The organism is endosymbiont GvMRE of Glomus versiforme (assembly GCF_003546845.1).
This window is the reverse complement of record NZ_NWVA01000001.1, coordinates 560,857-567,735: the sequence shown is the minus strand read 5'-3', so window position 1 is coordinate 567,735 and position 6,879 is coordinate 560,857. Positions and strand designations below refer to the sequence as shown.

11 protein-coding genes are annotated in these 6,879 nt (G+C 37.5%); all 11 read right to left on the bottom strand.

Annotated elements, in window-relative coordinates:
* Positions 1 to 232: 232 nt before the first annotated feature.
* The 11 genes from GvMRE_RS03190 to GvMRE_RS03140 all read right to left on the bottom strand — a co-directional run bounded on the left by GvMRE_RS03190 (position 233) and on the right by GvMRE_RS03140 (position 6,879).
* Positions 233 to 1,195 (bottom strand): coiled-coil domain-containing protein, encoded by a 963-nt coding sequence (locus tag GvMRE_RS03190; RefSeq protein WP_147409196.1) that lies wholly within the window; start codon positions 1,193 to 1,195, stop codon positions 233 to 235.
* A 1-nt stretch (position 1,196) separates the two neighbouring features.
* A complete protein-coding gene (locus tag GvMRE_RS03185) occupies positions 1,197 to 1,460 on the bottom strand; it encodes a hypothetical protein (RefSeq protein WP_147409193.1) in 264 nt (87 codons plus the stop codon).
* 11 nt (positions 1,461 to 1,471) lie between these two features.
* Positions 1,472 to 2,386 (bottom strand): phage major capsid protein, encoded by a 915-nt coding sequence (locus tag GvMRE_RS03180; RefSeq protein ID WP_147409191.1) that lies wholly within the window; start codon positions 2,384 to 2,386, stop codon positions 1,472 to 1,474.
* Positions 2,386 to 2,706, bottom strand: coding sequence for a hypothetical protein (locus GvMRE_RS03175; protein ID WP_147409368.1), 321 nt, complete (start codon positions 2,704 to 2,706; stop codon positions 2,386 to 2,388). The genes GvMRE_RS03180 and GvMRE_RS03175 overlap by 1 nt, the downstream gene beginning before the upstream one ends.
* Before the next feature lie 286 nt (positions 2,707 to 2,992).
* A complete protein-coding gene (locus GvMRE_RS03170; protein WP_147409827.1) occupies positions 2,993 to 3,568 on the bottom strand; it encodes a hypothetical protein in 576 nt (191 codons plus the stop codon).
* Entirely contained in the window at positions 3,561 to 4,004 is a 444-nt protein-coding gene (locus tag GvMRE_RS03165; RefSeq protein WP_147409380.1) for a hypothetical protein, read from the bottom strand. The genes GvMRE_RS03170 and GvMRE_RS03165 overlap by 8 nt, the downstream gene beginning before the upstream one ends.
* A complete protein-coding gene (locus GvMRE_RS03160; protein ID WP_147409674.1) occupies positions 3,997 to 4,224 on the bottom strand; it encodes a hypothetical protein in 228 nt (75 codons plus the stop codon). The genes GvMRE_RS03165 and GvMRE_RS03160 overlap by 8 nt, the downstream gene beginning before the upstream one ends.
* Positions 4,225 to 4,229: 5 nt before the next feature.
* A complete protein-coding gene (locus GvMRE_RS03155) occupies positions 4,230 to 4,673 on the bottom strand; it encodes a hypothetical protein (protein WP_147409675.1) in 444 nt (147 codons plus the stop codon).
* A 556-nt stretch (positions 4,674 to 5,229) separates the two neighbouring features.
* Entirely contained in the window at positions 5,230 to 5,625 is a 396-nt protein-coding gene (locus GvMRE_RS03150; RefSeq protein ID WP_147409676.1) for a hypothetical protein, read from the bottom strand.
* 122 nt (positions 5,626 to 5,747) lie between these two features.
* Positions 5,748 to 6,056, bottom strand: a complete 309-nt coding sequence (locus GvMRE_RS03145; protein ID WP_147409677.1) for a hypothetical protein — start codon at positions 6,054 to 6,056, stop codon at positions 5,748 to 5,750.
* Positions 6,046 to 6,879, bottom strand: coding sequence for a tyrosine-type recombinase/integrase (locus GvMRE_RS03140; RefSeq protein ID WP_147409678.1), 834 nt, complete (start codon positions 6,877 to 6,879; stop codon positions 6,046 to 6,048). Before GvMRE_RS03140 ends, GvMRE_RS03145 begins: the two co-directional genes overlap by 11 nt.

Here is a 6,879-nt window from a genome sequence, read left to right as displayed (position 1 = left end):
TTTCTCTCTCTCTCTCTCTCTCTCTCTCTCTCTTTGGTCTACTTCTTGCATTCATTGTAAAGATATCACATAGTATTTGCTAAGTCAATGAATAGTGTGAGCTGCTGATTGTTCATTTTCTTCTTTTATAAAATTCTCTTTTTGGTAATCAAAGAAAGCAGGTCAATAGGGCAAGTTTTCTTTTCTTTCGGGCTTTTCTTCCAACCACTGCTTAAATTCTTCGGTTTTGTATTTAGTCATTTTCTACCTCCTGTAATCTTGCTTCTCGGGCTGTGAGTAATTCTTCCAAGAGAGTTTTTTGCTTGGTTAATTTAGTGTCTTGGGTATTGATTTTCTCTAACTGTTCTCGGATAGTTTTGGTTTGGTTAGTGATAGTCTTATCTTTTTCTGTAATCTTGGTTTGTAATTCCCCTTTATCTTGGTTGAGTTGATTAATTTGGGTTTGTTTTTGTTGATTTTGTTCTTGGGCTTGGTCTAGTTTGTTGTGGGTTTGATTGAGTTCTTTTTCTAAGTTCTTTAATCCTTGGTTGAGTTGGGTAATTCTGATTTCCTTTTGTTCTGAGATTTGGTTTAAGTTAGTTTCTCTTTCTTGACTTTGAGTGAGTTGTTGGTTGAGGTTGGTTATTTCTTTATTACGGCTTTCTTTCTCTTTCTCTAACTGTTGCTGTAATTCTCCTTTATCTTTTCAGTGTTGGTTGTTGGCTTGCTGTTCTTTTTCAAAAAGTTTTTGGTAGTGGGTAATTTGCTCAGTCAAGTTCTGAACTTTTTTCATTTCTTCTTTGATACGGGAGAATTGATGTTTATTTTCAGCTTGGGTTTGGGTGAGTTGCTCTTGGAGTTCTTTTTCTTGGTTGGTTCATTCTTGTTTTTCATTAGTTCACTTTTCTTGGAGTTCTTTTAGGAGTTCTTGGGCTTGCTTTTGGTTGGTGATTTTCTTTTGGGCTAGGGTGATTAGGGCTTGTTTTTCTTGTTCTAACTGTTCTTTTCTGTTTTGGGCTAAGAGGGTGAGAGCTTGGATGGTTTTTTTGAGTTCCTTATTCTCTTTATCCAAATTCTCCACAATGATTACATCAGTGCTATTTTGGAGAGTGGTGATATCGTTTTGTAAGATATTCCGTTCCTGTTGTCATTTTTGGTTTAGACTAGCCAAGTGATTTTTGTGTTGCTGTCGTAATAATTGTTCTCGGTAATTCATATTATTCTCCTTCTCCTTTCAATTCTATTCCTTTAATTTGGTTGAGGTTTTCTAGGTCAAAAAGTTTTAAAAAGTCGTTTAGTTCTTTGTCTTTATCAATTTGTTTATCTACTCAGCCACCCATTTTGGTGAGAAAGTCCTCGGTGTTTTTAAAAGGTTGACCTCCGAACTTTCATTTTTTAAGAATTTTATTTAAGTCGGTTTGGGTTTGTTGGTTTTTGGTTTGTTCCCGACTTTTGCTGATTTCTCCTCTCAATATTAACATACATATACCTCCTATGCTCTGGCTAGGGCTCAACTGTTGGTGAAAGGTATCATGCCTCCAATCACGGTCATATGATAGCCAAATTTACTGTTGCCTGAACCAAAGACTTGTTCGTGAGTAATTCCATCTTCATTAATTATCCGGTAAACTACACTTTTTTCGTCATGGAGCGTAGCCAAGGCATTATTGGTGAGTTTCTTTACAATTACTTCTTTGAAAAGTTTGTAGGGGTTAAGGTTAGAGTCACGAGCCACATCAGCTAGAAAGTAGATTTCTAAGTCATCAAGGAAATCCGGGTCAATAGTTAAAACTAAATTCTTTCGGCTTTCACTATTAGTAACTACTTTGTTTCAGTCGTGGCTATTTGGTTTTTGATATCCTCTATTATACTTGTCCGAAGGTTCCACCATCCCGTTGGCTGCTGCTTTGATTTTCCTTAAAATGGCTATGGCTTTATCTAGGCTGTCAATTTTGGCTTCCTCGGCAGTGACGGTTTCCCAAGCAGCATTATTGTAATTGTCTTTGGTGCAGATTACTTTAGTTAAAACTCGATTCAAGTCTAACTTGGGCTTAGTAGTCATGCTGTCCGTTAATTGGTCGACCAGAGCTGCCATTTCAGTCGGAGATTGTAAGGCTCGTTTCATGACCTTTTTGTTATAAATGGTGTAGTAAAAGTGGTCGTGAATGATTTTTAATCGACAAGAGAAGACTTCTGGCAAGTTTTCAGCATCACTACTTTTAAGAGTTTTCTTTCATTTTACTCCTTCTAAGGGCTGGTCTCCAATAAATTCCTCTTCGGCTCCGTGGAATTCCGTAGTTCCTTTGTTAAATACGGAGTAGGTGTTATCAGCATAGATTAACTTCAAAGGTTTTTCTTGGACTACTCGTTCTTGAAGGTTTTCCAAGAGGGGATTGAAGTCCACCATTATTTAAGACCTCCTTGGATTTTGGCTTGCTGTAATTTGGTGAATTCAGTGAGAAACTCATTTTTATTTTTGGTTTCTTTTTGGTCTAAATCAATTCTTCGTTGACGATGGTTTTCTCTTTTTAGAGCATCTATGTCTTGTTGGAGACGAGTATTCTCTCGTTCTTTTTCAAAGAGAGATTGCTCGGTTTTAATTTTTCCGTTTTTTCAGGTTTCTATTTCTTGGTTTTTAGTTTGGATTTCCGTTTTTAAATCGAGGATTAATTTTTCGAGGTCTTCACTGTTTTTGATGGGGGTGATTGGTTGGTTGTTTTCGTTCATATGTCCCTTTTTAGTGATTGGCTGTTTTTTCTGGTGAAATACGGGAAAAACTCGTCGTGTGGGTGACGACGGGGGACGTGTGGGTGACGGGGGGATATATGGTCTCGTAGGCTTTTTTTTGATAGGTCAGTAAAATAAGTGGTGAGTTTTTAGGTGATTTTTGGCTGAGAGTTTTTTGAAAAGTTTTTGCTGATAGGTCAGTAATAATTATTATATAGGTTTGTGAAAGCTAAGTAAGTCAGGTTGATGCTGCTTGATTTGCTTGGTTTAAGGAAAAAAACTTCTGTTAATTCTTAAAAACATCTAAAAACCAAGCACTAAATAAATAAGGATTAGCCAGAAAAGTGATTTTAGTTTGAAGTGGCAAGGCTTTGCCATCCTTGCCCTTCCTGCCCTTCAAACTATCAATTAAGTCCTTAAACATTCACTGTTCAGTTCGACCCCCGACATAGAGGAATTCTTGGTCAATCGGAATAGCTTCTTCAAAGACGATTTCTTGGTAAACAGTTCGGGCAATGGCTCCTCGGGCTCTTTGGTAAGAAAAGAGGTCGTAAAAATCTATTCTTTTAGTTCCTTGGTAGAATAGTCCTCGTTCTTTGATTTCGAAGTGATTACGGTTGAGATTAGGATACTCTTCACAAAACTTGGCTACTAAGTCTTCAAAAAAAGGTTTGGTGGAAAGGAGACTGTCATGTCAACGACGACGAATTCAAGCAAAACGGGAAGTGTTGTTAGGTTTGATTATTTCCTCTAAAAAGAACCAGCCCTTAGTGTCAGACTTTCCTCTTTTACGGCTTGTAAAGTAGATGTGAAAGAGTGGAGAGAGTTTGTAAATTCCTTTCCAGTTAATTAACTTACTCATATTCCCTCCCTAATCAGTAAACTAACCAAGCATCTAGTTCATGGATACTAATTCTCTGGTTCTTTCAACTTCACCCTTTACCTCGGCCTTTCTTAAACTCTAAGCCTGCTATGGTTTTGGTTCCACTAAGTAGTTTGGTTTTTAAGGCTTTCACCTGATTAACTGGCACACTCTTCACCTTCTCCACCGGCAATACTTCTAGGGTTCCCAGCAACTTTAATAAACTGGTCATGTCCTTGCCTTTGGTGTTAATAAAATTCGTGTGTTCGTAAAGCAAAACAGTGGGCTGATAGGTTTTGACTAAAGAAACAATAAAATCATAGTGTTTTTGCCACTCTTTTCCTTGATAGTGATTAAACTTCTCTTGTTTGCCATTCTTAAAATAAATTCCTGTGGTTCCTGTCCCTGAGGGGTCAATACTTAATATTCTATTCATTTTCTTTACCTCCTAAATATTTTTCCCGTATACATAAGGGCCAACAAGGCCAGCGGGGGAAGGATTTGCTGACGCTGAAGTCAGGATTTATCCTTACCCCGCTGGGTAAGTGATATCTCACAGACAACCAGCCAGTCAGCATCTCCGTCCCGCTAGTGCCTTGGGTGGGTTTATTTTTTTTTAATTTACAAAGTAAATTATTTTTTCTTGGATAGTTCATAATGCTTACTTTTTGCCTTGGGGATAGAAGTCTAAAACTTGTTTGTTGGTGATTCATTTTCGATACTTGAAAACTAAATTCTGGCCTAAGATGGCTAATTTAGTGATTTGGTTTCATTTCTCTTGGGTGAGGTTTTCTTTTCGGGCTTGGAGAGTTTCTTTAGTGTTTCCTCCTCCGAGTTTGAGGACATAATAAGTTTGACCTTTGTTTTTGCCTTCTTTATATTTCTTTTCTGAGATTTCAGTGATGGAGCCAAAGAGGGAGTAGGTGGTGTAGTTTTGGGGTTCTTCAGAGGTGAAGTAGTAAGAGACTATTTTCTTTAAGATTTCTCCGTAAAGGTTGGTTTGGATTTCGGTTTTGGGAGAGCCAAGTTTAGTCAGTAAATATTTCTCAGTTGCTTCTTTGTTGGCTAGTTGTTGGTTTTCAAGTTGGGTTCAAAAGTTATTCATAATAAGGATTTTAGCCTTCTTGCTAAGCTTTAATTTATTAACTTTTTAGAATTACAGCAGCACACGAGGGTCGTGTGTCTTTCGTGTGCTTTCATTTTTATTTAACTAACTTTTTTCTTTTACCATTAGCCATCACCTTTATTTTTAATTTGGTAAGGTTAAGGGGGATACTCCGTAAAGTAGAACATCAAATAGAATACAGATTTTTATAAATAAAAATGCTGAATACTAAATGGAATACTAACAAAGGGAAACAGGCAAAAAAGGGCATTTTTAGGCAAAATTCAAGCTTGTTCTTTCCCTGTAGAGTTTGTAAAAAGATTAATAAGAAAAAGACTGTTCTTTCTCTAGGTAAACTTAATCACTAAAATAAAAAAGTGAGGACTTTGATGGGTCCAATGTTTTCACCTTATTCATGGTATCACCTATTGGCAAGCACTAGTGTCGATGCTTTCAGTTCCATTGGTTCTCAGTCTACTTAAACTAGATTATTGGCAGATTAAGTGGTTTCAAAGATACTAGTTTCTTTTAGGTCTGGCCAGCAAAAGACCATTAATTAACTCTTTCGAGCAGCTTTCCATTTAGCTTTTCTTTCTTGGGAGGTCATGGCTCGACCCAGAGTGCTTTGGTAAGCACCAGGTCTTTTCTTAACCAAGCCCAAGAGTTCTCTTTCCTGGTGAGTGAGAGGTTCACCTCGGGCTAGTTTTGCTTTGGCTCGGGCAGTTTTTTTTCTTTCTGCTTCACTGGTTCACTTTCGGGGTCTTCCTCCTTGGCTGCCCATTCCTACTCAATCATCATAATCAAAGCCTGCTAGGTGAGATGGAGGGTTATCATCAAAGTGTTCTCTTCTAGTCTCATATTGCCTTTTGGATAGACGGGTATAGACTTCGTCACCACCTCTGACAGTGATAGTTCGGGCTTGTCTTTGGAGTTGGGGTTTACGACCTACCATGCTACTTTTTCTGACCTCCGAGCAGACTGTTTTTATAGGGACGGTTTACGGACACCGTTTTATTTTCTCTCTGTAAGTCTCGTGTGATACGGGACTTGGAGAGGGTGTTTTTAACTGGAACGCTAAGCATGTTTACTCCTCCATTTGCCGTTGATTTTCTCTACTTCATCTTGGGCTGTAAAGGTAAAGATTATGGGGCATTCTCTGGATAAATCTTTTCGGTAGTAAGTAAATCAGGTTGGACTCTCCACTTCTTTATAAAATGTCCGTATTTTTGTTTCATAGATGGTAAAAGATATTCAGCCATTTTCTAGCATAAATCCTTGACTGCCAAAGTGGCCTTGGAATTGTCGGTCTTCGGTGATTTCGTTTCAATATTCCTCGTTTTGGTATGCTAAGGTATTATGGAGATAATTGTATTTAAACTTCATATTGTCTCCTTTCGGGGGTTAGCCACAGTTTACTATAATCCTGGTAAAGAGTATTATAGTCATTGTGGATATACTGAGCTGTGGTTTCTAGATTAGAATGACCCAAGAGTTTTTGAATAGTGGTTAATCTAGCTCCTTTTCTATCTAGGAGAGTGGCAAAACTTCTCCGGAAAGTATGAGGACTAACTCACTTTTTTAAGTTGGCTAATTTTGCTCTTTCTCTGATTACTTCCCGCACTTGGTCGGCAATGATTTTTAATCCTTTTCAACGGGTGAATAAATACCCTAGTGAATGGGGTTGTAAATGTTTCACTAGAAAATCAGGTAAAAAGACATATCTAATCTTGTTTCCTTTGCCATGAACTCGCAAAGAATTGTTTTCTCAATCACGATGCCTGATATTTACTAATTCCGAAGCCCGTAAGCCACTATAAAAAAGAAAATCCAGAATTAAGTTGTTTCTTTGATAAGTAGTTTCTTTTGCTTCAAATCTAACTTGCTTTAATTGGCTTAACTCTGCTTGGTCGATAGTGGTGAAGAACTTTCGGACTTTTTTAGGGATAAAGTTTTTGATTCTGGTTCAATCAATTCCTGGTTGCTTTTTTTGATACTGGGCATAAGACTTTAAAGCTGCTAGGTACAGTTGACAAGTGGCTGGCTCTCTTTTTTGGACTAGTCTTTTGGTAAAGGTGAGAATATTTTCTGTAGTGAGTGGTTTGTTTCCGTAATACTTATTCACTACTTTTTGGTAGATATAAAGAGTGTTAGGAGATAAGTTTTTGTCTTGTAATCACTTGATATACGAGGTTAAATTGTTTTTCAT